13 protein-coding genes are annotated in these 19937 nt (G+C 69.8%); 11 read left to right on the forward strand and 2 right to left on the reverse strand.

Annotated elements, in window-relative coordinates; translation table 11 throughout:
* Window positions 1-212: 212 nt before the first annotated feature.
* The 9 genes from AB0K60_RS07630 to AB0K60_RS07670 all read left to right on the forward strand — a co-directional run bounded on the left by AB0K60_RS07630 (window position 213) and on the right by AB0K60_RS07670 (window position 14517).
* On the forward strand, window positions 213-2060 hold the full coding sequence (locus AB0K60_RS07630; protein ID WP_364049722.1) for a substrate-binding and VWA domain-containing protein: 1848 nt from the start codon (window positions 213-215) through the stop codon (window positions 2058-2060).
* A 334-nt stretch (window positions 2061-2394) separates the two neighbouring features.
* Window positions 2395-4395 carry a sigma factor gene (locus AB0K60_RS07635; protein ID WP_364049723.1) on the forward strand — a complete coding sequence of 667 codons (2001 nt, stop codon included), beginning with the start codon at window positions 2395-2397 and terminating at the stop codon, window positions 4393-4395.
* 561 nt (window positions 4396-4956) lie between these two features.
* A complete protein-coding gene (locus tag AB0K60_RS07640; RefSeq protein WP_364049725.1) occupies window positions 4957-5331 on the forward strand; it encodes a hypothetical protein in 375 nt (124 codons plus the stop codon).
* On the forward strand, window positions 5328-6446 hold the full coding sequence (locus tag AB0K60_RS07645; protein ID WP_364049727.1) for a GNAT family N-acetyltransferase: 1119 nt from the start codon (window positions 5328-5330) through the stop codon (window positions 6444-6446). Before AB0K60_RS07640 ends, AB0K60_RS07645 begins: the two co-directional genes overlap by 4 nt.
* Before the next feature lie 137 nt (window positions 6447-6583).
* Entirely contained in the window at window positions 6584-7420 is an 837-nt protein-coding gene (locus AB0K60_RS07650) for a glycosyltransferase family 2 protein (RefSeq protein WP_364049729.1), read from the forward strand.
* Entirely contained in the window at window positions 7417-8370 is a 954-nt protein-coding gene (locus AB0K60_RS07655) for a glycosyltransferase family 2 protein (RefSeq protein WP_364049731.1), read from the forward strand. Before AB0K60_RS07650 ends, AB0K60_RS07655 begins: the two co-directional genes overlap by 4 nt.
* A gap of 5 nt (window positions 8371-8375) precedes the next feature.
* On the forward strand, window positions 8376-9167 hold the full coding sequence (locus AB0K60_RS07660; protein ID WP_364049733.1) for a polysaccharide deacetylase family protein: 792 nt from the start codon (window positions 8376-8378) through the stop codon (window positions 9165-9167).
* A gap of 176 nt (window positions 9168-9343) precedes the next feature.
* Window positions 9344-10807: a hypothetical protein gene (locus AB0K60_RS07665; RefSeq protein WP_364049735.1), complete on the forward strand. Its 1464-nt coding sequence runs from the start codon at window positions 9344-9346 to the stop codon at window positions 10805-10807.
* A gap of 56 nt (window positions 10808-10863) precedes the next feature.
* Window positions 10864-14517 (forward strand): hypothetical protein, encoded by a 3654-nt coding sequence (locus tag AB0K60_RS07670; RefSeq protein WP_364049737.1) that lies wholly within the window; start codon window positions 10864-10866, stop codon window positions 14515-14517.
* Window positions 14518-14823: 306 nt separating this feature from the next.
* Here the strand turns inward: AB0K60_RS07670 and AB0K60_RS07675 are convergent, their stop codons facing one another.
* On the reverse strand, window positions 14824-16212 hold the full coding sequence (locus tag AB0K60_RS07675; RefSeq protein WP_364049739.1) for a xylan 1,4-beta-xylosidase: 1389 nt from the start codon (window positions 16210-16212) through the stop codon (window positions 14824-14826).
* Between the two features lie 263 nt (window positions 16213-16475).
* Here AB0K60_RS07675 and AB0K60_RS07680 point away from each other — a divergent pair, with 263 nt between their 5' ends.
* Window positions 16476-17009, forward strand: coding sequence for a hypothetical protein (locus tag AB0K60_RS07680; protein WP_364049741.1), 534 nt, complete (start codon window positions 16476-16478; stop codon window positions 17007-17009).
* Between the two features lie 214 nt (window positions 17010-17223).
* Window positions 17224-18306, forward strand: coding sequence for a GNAT family N-acetyltransferase (locus AB0K60_RS07685; protein ID WP_364049742.1), 1083 nt, complete (start codon window positions 17224-17226; stop codon window positions 18304-18306).
* On the opposite strand, the gene AB0K60_RS07690 is transcribed toward AB0K60_RS07685, so the two are convergent.
* Window positions 18273-19919, reverse strand: coding sequence for a PLP-dependent aminotransferase family protein (locus AB0K60_RS07690; RefSeq protein WP_364049744.1), 1647 nt, complete (start codon window positions 19917-19919; stop codon window positions 18273-18275). The genes AB0K60_RS07685 and AB0K60_RS07690 overlap by 34 nt on opposite strands.
* Window positions 19920-19937: the final 18 nt, after the last annotated feature.

A 19937-nucleotide genomic window follows, 5' to 3' on the forward strand; every position in this document is an offset into this window, starting at 1 on the left:
CATCGTCCGCAGTCAAGATGTATCGCGTGATTGCTGACCATCCGGATCTGTTTGGCGACGTTCCGTGATATATGCAGGAGAAGGCCGGTTTTGCCCCGCTAGATGCAGCGAGTATGGTTCCGTAAGCATTACGCGGATTCCCCCGCAACGGCGCAACCAGGGCGCGTACCGTCGGGAAGAACAGAATCGACTCCACGAGACGAGAGGTCACCGTGGGCGGACGCCACCGCACAGACGAACCGGAGGGCGGCTACAACCCCTACTACCAGCCGCCGCCCCCGCGCCGCCGTGCAAGCAAGGGACGGGTCATCGTCCCGCTCGCCGGCGCGGTCGCCCTCGCCCTGCTCGCCGCCGTCGGCGCGTACGTGATCGTGAACCGGGACCAGGACTGCTCCGACCAGAAGATCGCCCTGCAGGTGGTCACCTCCCCGGACATCCGGCCCGCCATCGCCACGATCGCCGAGCGGTTCAGCCGCTCACGCGCGAAGGTCAACGATCGGTGCGTCTCCGTCACCGTCAAGGAGGCCGACTCGGCCAGCGTGACCAACGGCCTGGCCGGCACCGGCCCCACCGACGGCAAGAACATCGACGCCGACGTCTGGATCCCCGACTCCAGCCTGTGGGTCACCAAGCTCAAGGCGAGCGCCACCGCGAAGATCCCCGGAAACGTGTCCGGCTCGGTCGCGCACTCGCCGGTGGTCCTCACCGCGCCCAAGACGGCCGTGCCCAACCTGGAGAAGGCCTTCGGCGGGGCGAGCTGGGGCGGTCTCATGGTCGCCGCCAACGTCGCCAACCCCGACGGCCCCGGCAAGAAGGTCCGCGTGCTCGCGCTCGACCCGACCCGCAACGCCGCCGGGCTGAGCGCGCTGCTGGCCGGCGCGGGCGTGCTGCGGGCCGCCGGATCCGACAACGAGCAGCTCGTGGGCGTGCTGCGGCAGCTTTCCGAGTCCACCGTGAGCACCCCCTCCGGGCTGTTCGCGAGCATGTCCAAGCGGTCAACGCGGGTGCCGGTCGGCGTCGCGACCGAGCAGGCGATCTGGGCGTACAACGCCAAGAACCACCCCGACACCCCGTTCGTTGCGCTGTACCCCAAGGAGGGCACGCTCGTCCTCGACTACCCCATCGTGATCGCCACCAAGGACGACCAGGTCGGCAAGGCGGCCAAGCTGTTCCAGGACGAGCTCGGCTCCCCCGCCGCGGAGAAGGTCCTTCAGCAGAACGGCTTTCGCACCCCGTCCGGCAAGGGCGACGCCGCCACGCTGACGGCGGAGAACGGCGTGTCCGTCAAAGCGGTACGCACGCTGAAGGCGCCCGGCGCGGCCACGGTGACGCAGATCTCCCAGGCCTGGTCGCGGCTGAAGCTCGGCGCCCGCATCCTGTCATTGATCGACATCTCCGGCACGATGGCGGCCAAGTCCGTCGGCACCGACCTCACCCGGATGCAGCTCGTCGCGCAGACCTCCATCGAGGGGCTCAAGCTCTTCCCCGACAAGTCGGAGATCGGCACCTGGGTCTTCTCCACCCATTTGAACGGCCGCGGCGTCGACTACAAGGAGACCATGCCCATCGGGCCGCTGGGCGGCAAGGTCGGCGACATCACCCGCCGCGAGGCCCTCATCCGGGACCTGAGCAACATCAAGGCCCTGCCCAACGGCGACACCGGCCTCAACGACACCCTCGCCGAGGCCTACTCGAAGATGAAGGCCGAGTACGAGCCCGACAAGGTCAACACGATCATCATCTTCACCGACGGCATCGGCAACGACGACCCCGACGGGGGCATCTCCAACGCGGAGATCCTGCAACGGCTGCGTCAGGAGTACGACAGGTCGCAGCCGGTGAGCATCATCATCGTGGCGCTCGGCGCGGACGACGCGGCCGGACGCAAGCAGATGCGCGCGATCGCTGCCGCCACCGAGGGCGCGGCGTACTTCCCGCGCAGCCCCCTGGAGATCCGCAAGGTCTTCCTTGAGGGCATCTCCCGCCGTCTGTGCGCCCCCAACTGCGACACCGGGGCGAGCACGGACAGCGCGAGCAAGGACGGGGACACCACCCAGTAGGCGGACGACGGACGGAAGATGCGGCAGGGGGCGCCACCCGATAAGCGGGCGGCGCCCCCTTCGACGTGTTTTCCGTCCTCATCCGACGCGATTCCCGCTCTCATCTGGCGCTTTGCCGGAAATACCCGGACGACATTTCGCTGCGCCGGATTTCACTGAGATCCCATCCGTCACATAGCTCACTCGAACCACTGTCTTCGCAGGTCATAAGGGCTAAGTATGGATTTTTAGGGTGTCAACCAATATGCGGAGGGCGGCGTCCTAACCCGTGTGGGGCGAGGGCTTCGCGGCGACGCGAGGCCGCGATGTCCCGTCGTACGGGGGAGGAAAAAAGTTGCCCGGATGGCCCAGCGTCGGCCGCGCCGACGAGCACCGGCTGAGCGAATCGTTACGGCGTGCCGACGCCGACGCGGCGTCGCTGCTCTACGACGCCTACGCGGACCGTCTCAGCGACTACGCCGCCACGCTGCTGCGCGACCAGGACGCGGCCGCCGAGGTCGTGCACGACACCATCGTCACCGCGCTCACCCGGGCCAACCGGCTCAAGGAGCCCGGCCGCCTGCGCGCCTGGCTCTACGCCCTGGCCCGTTTCCACTGCCTCGTACGGCCCCGCGCCCCCCGAACGTCCTCTCGCGACCACCGCGCCCCCGCCACGCCGCCGACCGGCGACACATCCGAGATGCCGACCGCCGCCTGGTCCGCCTCGGAGACGGCCGCCGATACGGATTTCGGCCCGCACACCGACCCGTACGGCGGGACTCCGCAGTCCAGGACCTGGCGGGGCGCCGCCGCGTGGCAGACCTCCGGGCCGGCATCCGGAGCGTCGCGCGGCCTCACCACGACCGGGCTTACTACCACCGGGCTCACGACGACCGGGCTCACGACGACCGGGCTCACGACGGACCGGCTCGCCGTCGCCGTCCCGGGCGAGACGGCCGACGACGGCGGTGATCCCGAACTGGAGGCGCTGGTGCACCAGGCGCTCGGCGAGCTGGGCCGCCCCGAGCGTGAGGCGCTGATTCTGACGGCCCGGCACGGGCTGAGCACGGCCGAGGTCGGCGCCGTCGCCGGGGCCGCCTCCCGGCAGGCGGCCTCCCGCGTCGCCCAGGCCCGCGACCACCTGGAGAACGCCGCCGCCGCCGTGGTGCTCGCCCGGACCGGCCGCGCGCACTGCCCCGACCTGTCCGCCATGCTCGACTCGTGGGAGGGCCCGCTCACCGAGCCGCTGCGCAAGCGGCTGGCCCGGCACATCTCCGCCTGCGAGGTGTGCACCGAGGGCCGCCGCAAGCGGGTGTCCGCCGAGCGCCTGCTGGAGATGGTCCCCGTGGCGTACGCCCCGCTGTCGCTGCGCCGCAGGGTCCTCGACACCTGCGCCGACCCCGAGCGCGCGGCTTCGAGGGCGGCGATCGCCCCGGGCGAGGAGCACTTCGACCGCGACGGCTTCCCGATCATGCCGGACCGGCGGCGCGGCGGCAGAGGCGGCGGGGCCGGCCGCGTGGGCGACGCCGAGCGGAGAACGACCCGGCTGCCCGTGGTACGGCGGCGGCCCCGGCGGCTCGTCACGCTGATCTCCACCCTCGCCTGCGTCGGCGTCGTCGCCGGAGTCATGGCCGCGGCGGCCGGACTGGACTCGACCGCCGGCCAGCGCGCCCAGGCGCTCGTGCCGCCCGCGAGCGACCCGACGACCGACACCCAGCACGAGACCACAGATGAGACCACTGATGAGACCACCGACGAGGGAACGGACGAGGGCACGGACGGTGGCGCGGACGAGAACGGCGACCAGGACAAGGACCTGAACGGCGGCCCCGGCACCGACGCTCCCAAGGCCACCCGCACCGCCCGTCCCTCCTCCTCGCCGACCGCCGCGGCCACTTCGCCGTCGGCCACCCGCCCGGCGTCCCGCCCCTCGTCCCGGCCGGTCGCCACGCGCGGCCCGGCGGTCGCACGGCTCGCGGTGAGCTGCCCCGCGACCCTGAGCGAGAACCGCACCGGCGTGATCCGCGTCTCCGCGGTCAACGCGCCGATCGCGTGGAGCGCCACCACCGGCGACGGCCTGGTCCTCACCCCGGCACGCGGCCGTCTCAAGGCCGGCGCGAGCGCCCGCCTCGCGGTCGGCACCGACGAGATCGCGTCCGGCAGCGGCGTCATCCGGTTCGAGTGGAGCGGCGGCACCCGCACCTGCCGGATCTCCTGGAACGGCGAGGACACGCCGCCGGAGTCCGAGCCGCAGCCGGACGAGGATCCCTCCTCCGAGCCCACCGACCCCCAGGCGTCCCGGGTCCCCGACGGCCAAGCCGGCGGCGCCTCGGCGAGCGACGCCGCCGGCGGCTGAGCCCGCCCTATTTACCGGCCCCACGCCGATGAACTAGTCCCGGCATCCCGGCCATATATAACTAGTCCCCACCTTCCGCCTTGTGATCATAAATCCACTAATCCGGACTAGGCATGGCGGATCAACGCAAGAAGAGACGTCGCCGCCCCATGACCACGGGATGACCCACACCCCCTCCTCGGCAGATCACCGGCAACGCCCAAACCCGCACGAACTATCATCTATTGCTCGTGATCCGACATCCGCCTGCAATGCTTGATACCGCATACGTCAACACCCCAACACGCTCCGTGACAGACTGCGACTAAAGCCGTAGTCTTTGGACCAGCCAAGCGGCACATGCGAGAACATCTGCGGGTGGTTCGATCGAGCCGAGTCGGGGGATGTTCATGGGGCGCGACGACAGCAGTGGTGCAGGACACACCACGTTCTTTTGGCGCTCCGGGTAAACCGACAGGCGGCACAAAGCGTCGCCATTGACGCGTAGTTAACGGGGTTGATGCTATGAATAGGTCGATCAACCCCGCCTAAAGTGGGCTTTACCAGCCGGAGCCAGGAGACATGACCAAGTACCGTAACGTGATCAAGTGGACACTCGCGGTCGCGTGTGTCGCGGGGGCTGTGATCGCGCTCGCGGATATCGACACGCCCCTGCGCCCGGTTTTGACGACTCTGTTCCTGTTGGTGGTTCCTGCCGCCGCAGTCGTCGGACTGTTGCGTGATCGTGACCCTCTCGCCGTGCTAACGGTGGGTGTTGCGGCAAGTCTGGTTGTAAACGTCTTACTTGCCCAAGCCATGCTTGCGTTTGACGCGTGGTCACCTCGAGCTGGCGTGGCAACCGTGGCGGTGTTGGCAGGATTCATGTACGTACTTCGTTCGCTCTACCAGGGGAACGGCGGCAGTGTGCGCACCGAACAGAAGGCCGAGCTGAGGTGAAGATCACGATCACGCGCCCCGGCGAGCTCGGGGAGACCGAGCTCGCGCGATGGCGTGAGCTGCAGCGATCATCACCGACGCTGGACAACCCGTTCCTGTCGGTGGAGTTCGCCCTGGCCATGGACCGGCTGCGCACCTATGTACGGCTCGCCGTCATCGAGGACGGCGGCCGCATCGTGGGGTTCCTGCCGTTCGAGCGCCACTCCTTCGGCATCGGCAAGCCGCTGGGCACCTGGCTGACCACCTGTCACGGGCTGATCGCCGAGCCCGACCTGCGGCTCGACGCCCGCCACCTGCTGCGCGCGTGCGGCCTGAACGTCTTCGACTTCGACCACATGGTCGCCGGCCAGCCGACCTGGCAGCCCTTCGAGTCCGCCGTCCGCGAGGCCCCGATCATGGACTTCACCGAGGGGTTCGAGCCCTACATCAACCAGGTGAAGATCAACTCGCCCAAGAACTACAAGACCGTGCGGTACAAGGAGCGCAAGCTCGGCCGCGAGCAGGGTGAGATCCGCTTCGAGTGGGCCAGCCACGACCCGGCGGTGATGAAGACCCTGCTGGGCTGGAAGTCGGACCAGTACCGCCGCACGGGGCGGGTGGACCGGTTCGCCCAGCCCTGGATCGTGCGACTGATCGATGAGATGCACGCCCTCGACACCCCTGGGTTCGGCGGTGTGTTGACCATGATCTACGCTGGGGACACCCCCGTCGCCGGACATTTCGGGCTTCGAACCGAGACGGCGCTGGTCGGCTGGTTCCCGGCCTACGACGTGGAGTTCGCTCGGTACTCCCCGGGCATCATGCACCACCTGCACATGGCCGAGCACGCGGCGGGCAGCGGCCTGCTGTACGTGGACATGGGCAAGGGTGGCCGGGAGTACAAGAGCTGGCTCAAGAACAACGCCGTGCTCGTCGCGGAGGGCCGGGTCTCCCGGCCGTCGGCGGCGGCCGCGGTGCATTGGATGGGGCGGGCGCCGGTGAACAAGGCTCGCAACATCGTGGTGGAGCGACCACAGCTCTACCGGCTGGCCGATCGTCTCCTCAAACGGTTCGGCCGGGTCAGGACCTCGTTGCTCCAGTCGGACACCTACGAGGAACCCTCGGGAGCGCGGTAGCCAGACGCGCTCCCGATACATCTGAAAACAGTGCACCCTTGCTGTCTCTGACCGGGATGGAGTTCCCTCCGTCCAGTCGCGCCGGTCCGTTGGCAGTCTCCCGCTGATGACGACCGCCCGGAAGGACCCACCAACACATGAGTCCCGAGATCACCAAGCACACCATGAAGCCTCAGATCAGCACCCTGAGGCACATGCCGACCTTTGACCGATACACTCCTATTACCCCTAATTTGGCGATTTCACCCACCGTCAGTGTCGTGATTCCGGCCATGAACGAGGCGGAGAACCTTCCGCACGTGTTCGCGACGCTCCCGCACTGGATCCACGAGATCGTCTTGGTCGACGGCCATTCGACCGACGACACCGTGGCCGTCGCCCGGCGCCTGCGCCCGGGCATCCGCATTGTGCAGCAGCGCGGCAAGGGAAAGGGAGACGCCCTGGCCTCCGGTTTCGCGGCCTGCACCGGCGACATCATCGTGATGATCGACGCCGACGGCTCCACCGACGGCCGTGAGATCATCCAGTTCGTGGGCGCCCTGGTCACCGGCGCCGACTTCGTCAAGGGGTCGCGGTACGCCAGCGGTGGCGGCAGCGACGATCTGACCTTCAGCCGCCGCATGGGCAACACGATCCTGCGCGGCCTGGTCAACAAGATCTACGGCACCCAGTACACCGACCTGTGCTACGGCTACAACGCCTTCTGGGCCCGGCACCTGGACGTGCTCGACCTCGACTGCGACGGCTTCGAGGTGGAGACCGTCATGAACATCCGGGCCGCCAAGGCGGGGCTGAAGGTTCAGGAGGTACCGAGCCGCGAGCGCTCCCGCATCCACGGCGAGAGCAACCTGCGTGCCGTCCGAGACGGCTGGCGCGTGCTCAAGACGATCATGCGTGAGTGGCGTCGCCCGCCGGCGACGGTCCGGCCGGAGCCCGCGACGGCGACACCTGCAGCCGATCAAGGCGCGGCATGAGCATTTCCGTAGTCATTTGTGTCTACACCGAGGACCGATGGGAGGACATCCGCGCCGCGGTGCAGTCCGTGCGCGACCAGCGACGCAAGCCGCACGAGTTGATCCTGGTGGTGGACTACAACCCTGAGCTGCACCTGAAGCTCAAGAAGGAGTACACCGACGCGCTCGTGGTGGAGAACACCCACGAGCGCGGGCTCTCGGGCGGCAAGAACACCGGGGCGGAGATCGCCACCGGCGACATCGTCGCCTACCTGGACGACGACGCGGTGGCCGATCCCGGCTGGCTGGAGGCGCTGGAGGAGGCGATGAACGACTCCTCCGGCTCGGTGGTGGGCGTCGGCGGCCTCACCGAGCCGCTGTGGGCGACCGGACGGCGGCCTCGCTGGTTCCCGGAGGAGTTCGACTGGACGGTGGGGTGCAGCTACCGCGGCATGCCCACCCGGCGCGCGCCCATCCGCAACGTCATGGGGGGAAACGCCGCGTTCCGCCGGCCTCTCATCGCGGAGGTCGGGGGGTTCCACAGCGGCATCGGGCGCAGCGTCCAGGGCCGTAAGAGCCGTCCGCTCGGCTGCGAGGAGACCGAGTTCTGCATTCGGCTGGCCCAGCGCAGGCCCGGTTCGATCATGATGTACGAGCCGCGTGCGAAGATCGGCCACAAGGTGCCGGCGCCGCGCATGCGGTTCGCCTACTTCCGTTCCCGCTGCTACGCCGAGGGGCTGTCGAAGGCGCTGGTCACCAGCAGCGTCGGCGCCGGAGACGGACTGGCGAGCGAGCGGGCCCACGCGCTCAAGGCGCTGCCGCTCGGAGCGCTCCGCAACGTCGGGGAGGCGTTGCGGGGCGACCCCGCCGGCCTGGCCAGGGCCGCCGCGATCGTGATCGGGCTGGCGTGGACGACCTGGGGCTACGTGGTGGGCACGGCGCGGCTGCGGCTGCGCGCGACCAAGAGGTGAGCACGATGCGTGTCCCCATCCTGATGTACCACTCGATCACCGAGCGGCCCAACGACGAGACCCGCCCGCACGCGGTGCATCCCGGCGAGTTCGAGCAGCAGCTCGGCTACCTGAAGGACAACGGCTTCACGCCGCTCACCTTCGCCGACCTGGTGGCGTCGGTGAACGGCACCGGCGCCGCTCTGCCCCGGCGGCCGATCGTGCTGACCTTCGACGACGGGTACGCCGACTTCCACTCCATCGCGCTGCCGCTGCTGGAGCGCCACGGCGTCCCGGCGACGGTCTTCGTCACCACCGGGTGGCTGACCGACGCCGGGGCCGACGCCGCCGGACGTCCGCTCGACGCGACGCTGAGCTGGTCCCAGGTACGCGAGGCCGCCTCGGCCGGAATCGAGATCGGCGGGCACAGCCACAGCCACCCACAGCTCGACCAGTTACCCGACGCGGAGCTGCGCGAGGAGCTGCGGGTCAACAAGGCCCTGCTGGAGGAGAAGGCGGGGTGCCCGATCACCACGATGGCCTACCCCTACGGGTACTCCAGCGCCCGGGTGCGGCGGCAGGTCCGCGAGACGGGATACCAGGCCGCGGCGGCGGTGAACAACGCCGTCGCCGACCGGCACGACATCCTGGCTCTGCCGCGGCTGACGGTGGGATGGGGCACGACCATGAGCAAGTTCCGCCGGGCCGTCGAGGACCGCGGGGTGCCCCTGGTCTACCTCAAGGAACGCGCCCTTACCAAGGGCTACGCGATCGTCCGCAGGGCCCGGTACGGCCTGCGGCAAGTGGCCCGCAAGTGACTCGCGCCATCATGGGGCCGGAACACGATCCATCCGATCGGCGACGACGCGGCGAGGATCCGAACGCACCGGGCCTTCGCCGCGGGCGCGTTCGCGACGCCGGACGAGCCGATGACCGGGGCGGCGCGGTCGACCACCGGGCGCTGCCGTCCATCGATGTGGGGGGTGAAGGCGGCATGAGGACGCTGGCCGGTGACGAAAACACGCGAGTCGGGTCCCGCCTGGCCGATGTCCCCGAGCCCGATGTCCCCGAGGCGGCCGTCGCGGCGACGGGCGGTACCGCGACCCTTACCGGGGGGCCCTCGCAGGCGCCTCGGGGGCGGTTGGCGGCGTTGCGCGCCCGGCTGCCCAAGGACCTGCGCGACCCGTTGTTCCTCAACGGGTACGCGCTGATGTTCAACACCGGGATCACGGCCGTGCTCGGCATGGGCTACTGGCTGCTCGCGACCCACTTCTACACGGCCGCCGACTTCGGCCGGAACCAGGCCGTGATCACCGCGATGCGGTTGTTCGCCTCCCTGACCGCGCTCGGGCTCACCGGGGCGCTGGCCCGCTACATCCCGATGGCCGGACGGCGTACCGGCGGGCTGATCGGGCGCAGCTACCTCATCGCGGGGGCGACGGCCGTCACCGCGGCCCTGGGATTCCTGCTCACGCTGCCGATCTGGGGGCCGAACTACTCCTCGCTCGCCGGGTTCGGCCCGGGGCTGTTCTTCCTCGCCTCGGTGGCGATCTGGTCGGTGTTCACGCTGCAGGACGTCGCGCTCGCCGGGCTGCGCAAGGCGACCTGGGTGCCGATCAACAGCATCTGCTTCGGCCTGGTCAAGATGGGCATGCTGGTGGCCCTGTCGGCCAGCCTGCCGCAGCAGGGCATCTTCGTCTCGTGGATCGTGCCGACCGCGATCGCGCTGATCCCGGTCAACTACTTGATCTTCTACGTGCTGGTTCCCCGGCACGTGAAGCAGACCGGGAGCGTGACCAAGCCGCCGCGGCTGCGGGAGATCGGGCGGTTCCTCGCCGGCGACTACCCCGGCTCGTTCTCCATCCTGGCGATCGTCTACTTCGTCCCGGTGTACGTGGCCTCGCAAATCGACGACGTGACGTTCGGGTACTTCTCGATGGCGCACACGCTGGGGAGCATGATCGAGACACTGGCGATGAACATGGCGGTCTCGCTGACCGTGGAGGGCTCGTTCAACCGGTCGCAGCTCGCCGCGAATTGCCAACGGGCCCTGCGGCGGGCCTTCATGATCATTGGTCCGATCGCGGTGGCGACCTTCGTCGGCGCGCCGCTGATCCTCGCGGTGTTCGGGCCCGGGTACGCCGAGCACGGGGTGCCGCTGCTGCGGCTGATGGCGCTGGCCGTGCTGCCCCGAGTGCTGATCGAGATTTATTTGAGCGCGCTGCGGGCGCTCGGCGAGGCTCGCCGGCTCGCGCTGGTCCAGGTCGGGCTCGCCGTCCTGGTGCTGTCGGGGGCGATCGCGTTGCTGCCGGTCATGGGCATCACGGCGGTCGGATGCGCCTTGCTGTCCAGCGAGCTGCTCGTCGCCGCGCTGATCTTCAACCGGCTACGTAAGATCCTTAGCGCGGGGGGCGCGCCGGAAGCGGTGATTTCCCGCCAGACGGCTGAGACCGCATGATGGTGCATGTGAGGCAACGGGCGGACAAGGGTGTGACAGCCAAGGTGGGGAACGCCGTGCCGGAGACGGAAACCGGGGAGGCGACCGAAGCCGCGGCGGAAACGTCCCGGTCGGCCCCCCGAGACACGGACGAGGACGCCGAGAAGACGGTCACCGTCGATCCGTCCTCGTCCGCCGGTGCCCGCGCGTCCTCGGGGCGGAAGGACGCGCCCGCCGCCGAGGACGCCTCCGATGGTCAGGACACTCAGGACGTCGAGGCCGTCTGGAACGCGCGAGGCGAGGACGGCGACGACCGGGAGGCCGAGCCCGACGAGGACGCCCTGGAGGAGACCACTCTCATCCAGGGGTTCGCCCCGATCCGCATCGACGACGAGTCCGGCGTGGCGAACGGCGCGAAGGCCACCCCTGGCTCGGCCGCGGCCGATGAGGACGCCGGGTCCGGCGAGGACGCCGACGTCGACCCGGACAGCACCATGACCTTCCCGAAGATCGACATCTCCGCGATCAAGGACGCGGGCGGTGCGGGCTCGGCGAAGAGCGACACCACAAAACCCGGCACCGCGAAACCCGGCGCCACAAAGACCGGCGCCACAAAGACCGGCACCGCGAAGGAGCGCCCGGCCAAAAGTGGATCCGGCCAGACGGACGCGGCCAGCGCCGGCACGGATGCCGATCTCGACCCGGACAGCACGGCGGCCATCTCGAAGGCCGACATTCAGGCCGCCATCGCGGCGGCCGAGCGCGCCGATAAGGCCGATAAGGCTGACAAGAAGGCGGGCAAGCAGCCCGTCGGGCCGACTTCCGCCGCCTGGGCCGGAGAGCGTACAGGCGATCGTCCGAAGGGAACCGCCGAGGGCGGGGGGCGCGGCGGTGCCGACGCGTCGGCGGATGAGGCGGCGGAATTCGATCCGGACAGCACGGCGGCGATACCGAAGATCGTGCTGCCCAAGGACGGCAAGGAGAAGGGCCGGGGCAAGTCCTCGGGCTCGGCGTCGTCGCGGGTGGAGAGCTTTCCGGTGCAGAAGAGCCCTTCGGCTCCTTCCCGGGATGACTCCGAAGAACTCGACGACGAAGAGCTGAATCGGACGCCGGCCAGACCGCGCCCGATCCCACGACAGTTCAGGAAGGACTCGGCCGCCGCGACTCCACCGGCGGCCGATCCGTCCGCGAAGCCCGCGCCCGCCGAGCGGCCCGAGGTATCGCGTTCGGGGACGCCCGCGCCCGTGGAGGAGCCGCGGTCCGGAGCCGAGGCGAAGCCGGCGATCGAATCGGCGACGCCTGAGGCGGCACCCGAAGCGGTGGCACCGAGCCCGGAGGCGCCCGCTCCCGCCGCCCCGGGACCGTCCAAGACATCGTGGTGGAGACGGCAGCGAACCCCGGAGACCGAGCCTGAGAGTAGGCCTGAGAGCAGGCCGGACAGTAGGCCGGAGAGCAAACCGGAGAGTAGGCCGGAGCCGGAAACGCTGCCGGACCCGAATACGACGGCCGTGGTGTCCGTCGAGGCCCCCGCGAAGGCCGCGCCCGCCGCGCATCCGAAGCCCGAGGCCAAACCGGCGCAGGCCCCTCGGCTGGGGCGGGTGGCCACGTGGCTGCCGCCGCTGCTGACGCTCGAGGGCCTGATCATGTACGTGCTGTCGCTGAAGGTGCCCCCGGGCTTCCTTCGCGGCGTCGATTTGAACCAGATCAACGGGCTCGGCCTCATCTCGGTGCTGCCGGGCGCGGCGCTGGCGTCGATCGTGCTGCTGATCGTGGCCTTCTTCATCACGCTGGTGCAGAACCTCGACCGCAAGGGCGTGCTGCTGTTCCAGCTCGCCGCGATCACGTTCGCGCTGCACGGGGCCGCCGCGCTGGTGGAGGACGAGCCGCGGTTTCACACCGCGTGGGTGCACGCCGGGTTCGCCGAGTACATCGGGCGGGTCGGCGAGGCGATCCCCGGACTCGACGCCCGGTTCAGCTGGCCGGGCTTCTTCTCGGTGTTCGGGTTCCTGACCAGATCGGCGGACATCGCGGACTACGCGCTCATCCTCAAGTGGTGGCCGCTGCTGATGAACCTGCTGTATCTGGTGCCGTTCGTGCTGATCCTGCGCCAGATCGTGGCCACGACGCGGGCCCGGTGGTTCGCCGCGCTGCTGTTCGTGGTGGTGCAGTGGATCGGGCAGGACTACTTCTCGCCGCAGGGCTTCACCTACCTGTGGTACCTGATGTTCGTCGCGATCGTGCTGCGCTGGTTCGGCAAGGTCGAGCATCGGACCGGGCCGCTGCCGCCCAAGGGGTTCATCCGCCGTACGCTGGCGCGGCTGGACCGGCTGACGCCGGGCGAGCTGCCCCCGCAGGGGGCCGACGGGCGCGACCGGCTGATCACCCTGCTCCTGCTGATCGGCCTGTTCACGGCGACGGCGGCGACGCACCAGGTCACGCCGTTCATGATGCTGGGGGCGCTGACCGGGTTCATCCTGCTGCGCCGCACCACGTTCACGCTGGCGCTGCCGGTGTTCCTCGGGCTGATCGTGGTGGCCTGGCTGAGTTATCAGGCCACGCCGTACTGGAGCGGGCACTTCGACCAGTTGTTCGGCGGCATCGGGCGGATCTTCGACAACCTGCAGGAGAACACCGGGGACCGACTGGTCGGCACCGACCCGCAGCACGCGATCGTGCTGCAGGTTCGGCTGGGCATTCTCGCCGTCGTGCTGCTGCTCGCCGCGATCGGGCTGCTGCGGCGGCTGCACCGGGGCGTGGTGGACCGGGTGGCGGTGGTGCTGCTGTGCATTCCGGTCCTCGCCCTCGGTCTGCAGAGCTACGGCGGTGAGATCGGCCTGCGGGTGTACCTGTTCGCCATCCCCGGGACGTGCATCCTGGCCGCGTACGCGTTCTTCCCGAATCCGCAGCTCAGCGTGGACGCGCCGGAGATCCGGCCGCAGCGGGTGCCGAGGCTGGACTTCCTGCCGAAGCTCAACCCGACCTTCGCGCGGAACGCGTCGATCACGCTCGCGGCGGTGACCGCGGTGGCGCTGGCCGGGGCGTTCCTGATCGCCCGGTACGGCAACGAGAAGTTCGAGCGCATCACCACCGACGAGGCGGCGGCGATGCGCTACATCTACGACCACGACAAGCCGAGCGCCCGCGCGCTGTACCTGGTGCCGGAGCTCAACCAGGAGATCACGCCGACGATCCCCTGGCGGGAGCGGGACATCGACGTGGTCGAGTACCGCGAGGCGCTCGCGCCGCAGGATCCCACGCAGATCTCCCACCTGATCACGCAACTGCGCACGCTGGGGCCGCAGACGTACCTGCTCGCCACTCGGGGGCAGGACGCCTATCTGGAGCTCAACCACGGCTATCCGGCCGATTGGGGCACGCGGTTCCGGGAGACCCTGGACAAGTCCAAACAGCTCAAGGCCGTCTTCAAACGGCCGGACGCCGCGGTGTACGTGCTCAAGTCCTATCCGAAGGGCACGGAGGTTCCCGCGCCCGCCTCGTTCCAGCTCGTCGGCGACCGCTCCACGCCCTGGACTCCGTACGGCCTGGCCGGCCTGGGCATCACCTGGATCACCCTGTTCGGTTACGAGGCCCTGCGCCTCAACGGGGTGGACGACCGCTGGCGCAAGGCCCGCCGCAGCTTCCTGGCGATCGCGATCCCGGCCGCGTTCGTCGCCATCGCCGTCGTCGTCGAACGCTTCGTCGAGCTCGGCTTCGACCCGCTGCAGCAGTAGGCCCGACCGGGCATCGACGTCCGGTCGGGCCTCGGTCGGCCGTTTCGGCGGGCGCGATCGTCGGCGGTTTCCAGAGACAGACCGCTTTCCCGGTCGTCGGCGTCGTCGGGACGGGCCGGTCGCGGCGCGGGCGGTGGTCGGGTCGGTAACGGACGCGTGCTCAAGGCCGATGACCGGCGGGCGAGCGGGTCACCGACGGCAAGGGCCCTTTTTGAACCCCTCTGGAACCCCTCTGAACGGGGAGTTCGCCGCTCAGAGGGCCTCGCGGAGAGCGCGAGCGATCGCCACCGGCCTGCTGACCGGCCGCTACTCGCCGCCTTCGCCGCGTTCGCTCCACTTGACCTCGTAGGGGGCGAACTCGAAGTTCCTGCCGTCCACGTTCACGTTGATGGGGGCGTTGGTGGTGTTCACCATGACCATCTGGTTGGCCGTGGCGAGGGTGCGTACCCGCTGGTCGCTCGCGACGACGGACTCCAGTTGGGCGCCGGTGTGGAACCAGTGGGTGAAGCCGCTGAGCAGGCCCGCCATCGGCATCTCCTGGCCCGTGCCGGGCTGCCAGAGGCAGCCGGGGCAGTCGTCGCCGGAGCGGCGCTGCGGGTTCCAATACAGGGCGGTCTGCGCGCCGCTCGTGACGAACTCCATCATGGCGGCGGCCTGGACGGCCGTGAGATGCTGCTCGTCCCAGTCGACGTTGTCGGGCGCCACGTACCACTCGGCCCACCACACCGGCAGGTTGCCGCTGCGGTCCCGCAGCCACTTGGTGATCGCGCTGAACTTGCCGAGGGCGGCGAACTCGTCGGGCACCAGGCCACGGTCGCCGGTGACCGACGACCCGTCCACGATGATGAAGTCCGCGCCCTTCTTGTGGTCGAGCCAGTATTCGATCGCGTCGAGCGAGCGCTGGTCCACCACTCCCCAGGCGCCCTTCAGGTTCGAGGGGTTCTGAGATCGGACGTCGCTGTCGACCGGGACGTACGGCCCGCCCACCTTGATGTTCGGGTTCACCTTCTTCAGCGCGTCGTACACCCGGTTGTAGAGGTCGGTGTACGCCTCGGCGTCCCACATGTTGTGGCTGTTGTTCCAGAAGCCCTTGAACTCGTTCCACACCATGAAGTACTTGACGTTCGGGTACCGCTTGGCCACGGTGGCGGCCAGCGCGGCGTAGTCGTCGAAGTGCTCGCGCTGCGGGGCGACCTCGATCTTGCTCCAGTTGGTCCGGCCCTCCGCGCCGCCCTTCATCCAGTCGGGGGCACAGCACAGCGTGAGCACCGGGATCGACCGGGTGTCGGCCATCAGCTTGACGCGGCGGTCCAGGTCCCGGAAGTCGTACTTGTCCGGCGCGGGCTCGGGGTTGCCCGCGCCCCAGCCCATGATGTGCTGGTTCTGCAGCATCGGCTCCCGGGCGAGCAGGCTGCTGCCCGCGGCCAGGGCCGCCTCGTCCTCGTTGTCCACGCTGTACTGCGTGTGCGTCACGCCCCAGCGCGGCCAGTCGGTCATCGTGGGGGGTGCGGCCAGCGAGGGCGGTGGCTGCGGGGTGGGCGGAATGGTCGCCTCGACCCCTTCGTTCCGTACGCGCTTGGCGGCCAGCGTCAGGATGACGGTCACGAGCGCGAGGGCGACGATGCCCGCCACCAGCGCCACGGGGCCGCGGGGGAGCCCACGCCGCCGCGCATGCCGGCCTCCGTTATCGAACACTCCGTCACCGTATCCACAGCAGCTTGCAGAACACTTGAGACCCCCGCATCCTGCGGTAACGGTTGTTAGGACGCGTGAGGCACTATACAGGTGCACATGCCGCGAAGCCCTACGGAACCTTGACGCGTACGGTCAGCATGGAATGGGTAAAAACTAGGCCACCGAGGATTTTAGGGGGCACAGTGGCCCAAGCATGGCTACGAACCGCCAGTGTAGTTCCCGCTTCCGACGACGGCGGCCCCATGAACGGAGGGGCTCCACGCGTGGTCTGGCTCCTGTGGCCGGCCGATCCCCACGGCGTCAGCGCGAAATCCGCGGCCCAGCGCCTCGTCCAGGTCGGCCAACCGGCCCACCTGGTCTGGAACCCCGTGAGCGGGCAGATCATCCAGTCCCTGCCGGCGACCCGCGCGGCACTCGGCCTGCCGGGCGAGCTCAACCGGCACGGACGCGTCTGCGTACAGATCCGGGTGCTCGGCTCGGTGCACGAGCCCTTCACCGACACCAAGATGGACGGTCTGGACGAGATCCTCGCCTGGCTGGACTCCTGGAACATCCCCCGGCACTGGCCTGCGGGTCCCCCGCTGCCCCATCCGCACTCCATCGCCGCGCCGCGCAGCAGGCGCGCCTGGGCGGCGGGCGGGCACTTCGGTCACTCTCAGGTACCGGACACCTCCGACGGCGGTCCCGGGCCCATCGACATCGAACGGATCATCGGGGACGGCCTGTCCCCCGTCCAGGTGCCCTGGCCGCGGCAGGAGTTGACCCCCGTGCCCACACGGTCACTCGACAGGGGGTAAGATTTGCCACGAGGATGGCCGCCGAGCCTGAATTGAGCCGGGAATCAGCCGGTGACCTGCGGTGCGGCAGGGCGACCGCCGAAACATCCGGGCAACGTTCAGGATCTCTTCAGGCTACGGTGAGCTTTTACTCCTCGCTTACACGCGGCCCTTCATCCTGGGTAGTAGCGTGTCGGGCCGCTTGGCCGCACCACCTACCCCTGATAGGGAGCTCATGCGTATCTCAGTCGTACATCCACGCGAACTGGGAGACATCGAGATAAACGCGTGGCGGGAGCTTCAGGCGTCGCATCCCGCGCTCGACAATCCGTTCCTGTCTCCGGAGTTCACCCTCGAGGTCGGACGCCTGCGTGACCAGGCACGGGTCGCGATACTCAGCGACGGCCCGTCGATCGTCGGCTTCTTCCCCTTCGAGAGACATCCGTTCGGGATCGGCATGCCGATAGCGGCGGGGCTGACGGACGCGCAGGGGCTCATCCACGCCAAGGACATCGAGATCGACCCATACCGGCTGATCAAGGAGTGCGGGCTCTCGGTCTTCGAGTTCGACCACCTGATCGCGGGCCAGCCCCTGCTGCCGGCAGCGTACTCGCGTCACCCCTCGCCGATCATCGACATGACCGACGGGTTCGACGCGTACATCGAGACAATCAAGAAGAATTCCGGCAAGACGTACAAATCCACCGTATATAAGAGCCGTAAGCTGCAGCGCGATTTTGGCACGCTCCGACACGACTACGAGGTGCGGGACAAGGCGCCGCTGCACACGCTGCTCAGCTGGAAGACCGACCAGTACCGGCGCACCGGCAGGACCGACCGGTTCGCGCGGCCGTGGATCGTCCGCCTGGTGGAGAACCTGCTCACGGTGGACAACGAGCACTTCGCCGGGGTCCTCGACATGGTGTACGTCGACGACCGCCCGGTCGCCGGGCACTTCGGGCTGCGCACCAAGACGACGCTCGTCGGCTGGTTCCCCGCCTACGACACCGCGTTCTCCAAGTACTCCCCCGGCCTGATCCACCATCTGGCGATGGCCGAGCGCGCCGCCAAGAGCGGCATCCAGGTGATCGACCTGGGCCGAGGCCAGAAGGAGTACAAGGACAAGCTCAAGAACGGCGAGTACACCGTGTGCGAGGGACGCGTCGCCCGCGCGGCCCTCGGCGCCGGCGTGCACTGGCTGGCCCGCGTGCCCGTCCGCAAGGCGCGCGCCACGGTCCTGGCCAACCCCCACCTGCGCAGGACGGCCGACCGGGCGCTGAAGACCTACGGCAAGCTGCGCACCTCGCTGGCCTCGTGAGCGGGGCCGGGCGGCCCGGGCGCTTCTGACGCACGGGCGGCCCCGCCCCCGACGTGCTCGACCCGCCCGACGTGCTCGACGCGCCGGGCGTCTCGGCGTGCCTCGGCGAGCAGGTCCGCCACGATGCGGCAACCCTTCGCGATCTGGGCCTGGGTCGCGGAGCCGTACCCGACGACCAGGCCGTGGACACGGGGTCCCGCGGCGGAGCCGTAGTTGCGCTCAATCACGTCGAGCAGCACGCCGCGCCGCCGCGCCGCCGCCACGAGGGGGGCCACCACCGGGGCGGGCAGTTCGACGGCGACGTGGAGGCCCGCGGTGTCGCCGCGGAGCCGCCACGTCCCCTCCGGGTCCCCGCCCGGCGCGCCCTCGCCGGCGGCGCTGGCACCGGCGCTGGCGCGGCTCGGCGGGCAGACCTCGCCGAGGATCTCGACGACGACGGCCCGGCGGCGGGCGTACTCCAGGCGCATGCGCCGCAGGTGGCGGTCGAGGTCGCCGCTGTCGAGCAGGGCGGCCACGGCGGTCTGGACCGGGCCGGAGGTGCGGTCGCCGAAGTCCTCGCGGCGGCGGGCGATCCGTTCGAGCAGGCCGGGCTCGGCCACCAGCCAGCCGACGCCGACGTCGGCGGCGAGGGACTTCGACAGGGTGCCGAGCAGGATCACCCGGGCCGGGTCGAGCCCGTGGAGCGCGGGCAGCGGCGCGACGTCGTACCGGAACTCGGCGTCGTAGTCATCCTCCACGATCATCGCCCCGGTACGGCGCGCCCATGCGACCAGCCGCTCTCTCCGCGTGATCGGCAGCCGCCCGCCGAGCGGGAACTGGTGGGCTGGCGTGGTGTAGATCAGGCGCAGGTCGCCGGGGAGGTTGTCGGTGACGACCCCGTGGTCGTCCACCGGGCAGGGCACCACCTCGGCCCCGCGCGCGGCGAAGACGGCACGGGCTCCCCTGTAGCCGGGCTCCTCCACTCCCACCCGGTCGCCGGGGCGCAGCAGCGTGGCGGCGACGAGGTCGAGCCCGTTACCGGTCCCCCGGGTGACCATGATGCCCTCGGGACCGGCCGGGACGGCCCGCGCCCGGCGCAGGTGGCGGGCGAGCTGCTCGCGCAGCTCGGGCAGGCCGAACGGGTCGGGGTCGTCGGCGAGCGGGGCCGCTCCCGCCCGCCGCCAGGCACGCCGCCACGCCGCCCGGTCGATGTCGAGCACCCAGGCCCGGCCGGGCCGCAGATCGATCCACTCCCCGTCGAGCGGATCCTCGCGGGTGCTCCGCGATCTGGCGGAGCCCGCCGGACGCCCGCGGGGCCGGTCGTCGCCGCCCGGCGCGATCGCGGTCACATCGGCGACGTAGGTGCCGGAGCCGTGCCGCCCGTCGAGCCAGCCCTCGGCGTAGAGCTGCTGGTAGGCCTCGGTCACGACGGTGCGGCTGACCCCCAGCGACGCGGCGAGCCACCGGGTGGACGGCACCCGTTCGCCCGCCTTGAGCATTCCGGTGAGCATGGCGTCGCGCAGCTGACCGGCGAGCTGGGCGGCCATGGGGACGTCGCCGGCGCGGTTCACCGTCAGCGGGAGATCGACGTGACTCCGCAAAGTGGTCTCCTCGAAGTGCCGTTCAGTGGACATGGCAGGGTGTCCACTGCT

Source organism: Thermopolyspora sp. NPDC052614, from assembly GCF_040678635.1.
GTDB lineage: Bacteria > Actinomycetota > Actinomycetes > Streptosporangiales > Streptosporangiaceae > Thermopolyspora.